Below are 3,512 nucleotides of genomic sequence, written 5' to 3' on the forward strand. Positions count from 1 at the left end.
GAATGGCTGAATGGCTGAATGGCTGAATGGCTGAATGGCTGAATGGCTGAATGGCTGAATGGCTGAGCTCATGGTTTCTCCTAAATAATACTCACGTTGACGAAATCTTTAGATCATTTTGAGAGCGGGATTACTGGGTGGTACTGGCTGAACCCATCGACTAGGCTCGACCAAGACAACGCATGAAAGCCGGCCTTTGACATCGCCGCGCGAGTAAATCTCGAACGCGACGATGTTGGTCCGATTGGCTGCCGGTAGGTGCCAGCCGCACTTGATGACCTCCCGCTGTACTTTTATGGCCAGCTCAGTTGGGCTTTCCGCCAGGTCGGCATGTTCCTGAGCAAATTTCTTGAAGATCAACGGCGACACCAACGCCATGCCTTGCTCGACAAAATGCACGGCTGCCCCCGTCTCGTTGAACTTGATCTCACGATCAACCAAGCCCTGCTGAACCCACCGCATGAAGTCCAACGCCAACTCGCTGGGCTCGTGCGCAGGCCTTTCCTGGCCTTCGATCTTGGGTAGCTGCTGCAAGAGCAATACCGGCTGAGGGTCGTCTGAGCGTGCAGCCTGTGGCTCGGGCCTGGAACGCACCACGACAGTGGGCAAGTCATCGAGCTCGTCGCTCAGGCTCCGATACTCGGAAGCGACGCTCGTGGCGCGCCGAGTAGGAGGAACAGGTATTGGTGGCGTCGCCTCGGGCGTAGGCACTGCTGCAGGTTCAGATGAAAGGATCTGGGCGGTAGGCTGTGCTGGAGGCTCTGGCGTTGCCTGGGCCTCGTCCAAGCCTGCGGCAGCTTCTGATGATTGCTCGCGCACCGCACTGCTTTCCTCCCTGGCCCGCGCCGGCTTCCGCGGCCGTGGGCCTTTCTTTGGTCGCATCGCTGCTGCAGTTTCGGCCTCATCGAGGAAGTCACTCTGGTCGAGCAGGTAGGCTGCATCGCCTGGGTCAAAATCGATTGAAGAACTCGCCGCCGGCGGCGGCGCTGGTACTGCCGCATTCTCTGGTTGCCGAGTTGCGCCAGGTTCAGCTACCCCAGCTGTTCCAGGCACTGGTTCTGCCTTGATTGCTCGGCCAGCTTCTGCTGGAGCCGTTGCAGGGGCACGTCCGGGTGCAGAAGTATCCCGGGGGCTCACTGGCGTTGCATCAATCTTTCGTGCCTGATGTGCTGTGCCAGTTTCAGATTTCATTGCAGGTGACTTTGCCGCAGCAGAGGGTGCCCTGAACGCCGGTTCACGCATGACTGCCGCAAGCTTCAATTCCTGCTTGCTTGGCGCCTTGGGCGCAGCTGCAGCTACAGGCACGCGAGGGCTGGCTGGTAGTGCTGCAGCTTCGGGTGCATGGCCTGCCGCATCTTCCTTACCACCAGAACCTGCCGCAGGAATCTGCAGCTGCACGGCCTCCGTTGAGACCCCGCCCTCCCCGGCCTCATCCTTGCGTTTTTGCCGCATGATCAATCTGCCTTGCATGGGCGCCGGATACTTGCTCTCGTGCGAAAAGACCTTGGCCAAGGGAAATCGCAGCATGGCCAGGTCGTGCTCATAGCCTCCTCGATCTGCCGCAGGTTCTGATGCCTCTCCCTGCACGGTCACATGCCAGATAGCCTGCCCGGTGGACGGGTTCAGGTCGATGACGCCATAGTCCTGCCAGGTGTCGAATAGCCGATCGTTCTTCGAGTCCCCTGGTACAGCCTCATCGGGCTCATTACGCTTGATCCATTCGCGCACCGAATCCGCCAACCGCTTGGCTACGAACCAGATGGCTCCCTCAAACACCCAGGCCGCGCCACCTGAGCGGTTCAGCGGCAGATCGGTGCCGGCCTGCAGCATGCTGGTGATGGCCTGCATCAGCAAGTCGATCAACGGCTTGGATTTGGAGGTCGGGAAGCGGCCCTTGTGACCCGACAGCAGAGCGCGCTGCGTCGAGGCCTGGTCGGCTCGGCGCACCAGCTGGGCCACCAAGCTGTCGCGGTCCTGGCCGCTGAGATACTGCTCCAGGGCGTCCATGGCTGCAGGCGTCTGGGCCAAGAACACGAGCGCCGACTCTGGCGCAATGCGAGACAGCAGCAGCTGCGCCAGTTTGCCGTGGGCGCTGTAGTCGCGCTGGCTCTTGGGCGTGAAATCGACCAGGTATTCGGCGGCAGCACGCCGGGCCGTGATCTGAACCAGGCTGCCGCCTGCAGGTGTCCAGCGAATGGAATCGGCCATGCCATCACAACGCCACTGGATCCGCAGATCGGTCATGGGCTTGGCGATGTCGTGCAGCAGCGCGGCGAAGAACACCACGTAGCTCCACTGGTCACGTTGCGCATCGATCTCCTCGATCTGGGAGCCGCCAGGCAACAGCATGGCGTTGCGCCATGTCAGGGCTGCCAGGACAATCTCGATGGTGTGGGAGAGCAGCCCGCCTGCGTGGGCATGGTGGTGCGCCTCTGACGCAGGCATCAATTGCACGAACGCTGCGTACCGATGGATGGCCGGCAAAAGATCTCGCTCCCAGACTTCATGGCTCTGGTGCGACTGGCGCCACATGGCATCCAAAGCCTTTTCTGCGCGCACGACAGCGAGCAGCTGGTCGGAACTCAGCACCCGAAGCCAGCCGGGTTCCGTGCCCGCTACGGCTGGCATCTGGGCCTGCGCTGATTCGGCCACTGCGCCAAGCCCATGCTTGTCTTCTGCAGGCGACAGCCTACGATGCCTAGACCAGGGCGACATAGCCAGCAGCCGTGCGGCAAGACTCTTCATCTTGCCCTCGAACATCTACGGCTATTGCACAACTGCACGAGCTGCTGTATTGATGAGGGCAGAGAGCCCTGCCCTCGGGTTGATGATCCTTGCTGTCTGAATGATGTCTTGGGATAGGAACTACAAGGTTGGAGACGGTCGATTGCCATGGCCGAGCACCATACGGACGATGCAGACCCAAGTCATCCTGAAAACGTACGGTCAGGACCGTAGGTTTGATGCTTGACTTTTATGTTTTTTATGGGTCTAACTTTTGCCGTCCGCTTGGCGGAATGAGACTGAGAACCCGAGTTGCAGCAGCAAGACCAGCCCCTCTCAGGTGGCAGCAGACGACCCGAAGCGTTCGCTCAGAGGTGGCATCAAACCCGGCAGCAGCTCACTTGTTCGCCTCCGCGTCCGCTACTATTGGCGAACCTGTCCACCTCGCACAATTCTCATGACCGAAACTCCACAGGCTTTCGTTGCATATTCCTCGCGTGATAGCAAGCTTGCTGAACTCATCTCCACAGGAGTAGCCAAAGCGAACCGCAAGGTTGGAAAGCGAATCCACTATGAGCCGTGGGAGTTCAACGACATTGCAGGCAATCCACTCGTTTCGCCGATACTGGAAGGAATTGATAGATCCGAGTACGTGGTCGCTGACATCACGTATTTGAATCTAAACGTCGTCTACGAAGTAGGCTTCGCAATCGGCAGGTCTAAGACTGGCTAACACCACCGATCCACGAAGCGCGCACAGATGATCGCCGCTGCCAGTTTCAGCAGCG

The 3,512-nt window shown here is 59.6% G+C and carries 2 protein-coding genes; one reads left to right on the top strand and one right to left on the bottom strand.

The window, feature by feature from the left end; genetic code table 11:
* Nucleotides 1-108: 108 nt before the first annotated feature.
* Nucleotides 109-2,760, bottom strand: coding sequence for a MobH family relaxase (gene mobH, locus L995_RS11275; RefSeq protein ID WP_231574411.1), 2,652 nt, complete (start codon nt 2,758-2,760; stop codon nt 109-111).
* Between the two features lie 421 nt (nt 2,761-3,181).
* Between mobH and L995_RS32990 the strand changes: the two genes are divergently transcribed.
* On the top strand, nt 3,182-3,457 hold the full coding sequence (locus tag L995_RS32990) for a hypothetical protein (RefSeq protein WP_156136039.1): 276 nt from the start codon (nt 3,182-3,184) through the stop codon (nt 3,455-3,457).
* Nucleotides 3,458-3,512: the final 55 nt, after the last annotated feature.

It is taken from the genome of Delftia sp. ZNC0008 (genome assembly GCF_000799035.1).
Taxonomy (GTDB): domain Bacteria; phylum Pseudomonadota; class Gammaproteobacteria; order Burkholderiales; family Burkholderiaceae_C; genus Comamonas; species Comamonas tsuruhatensis.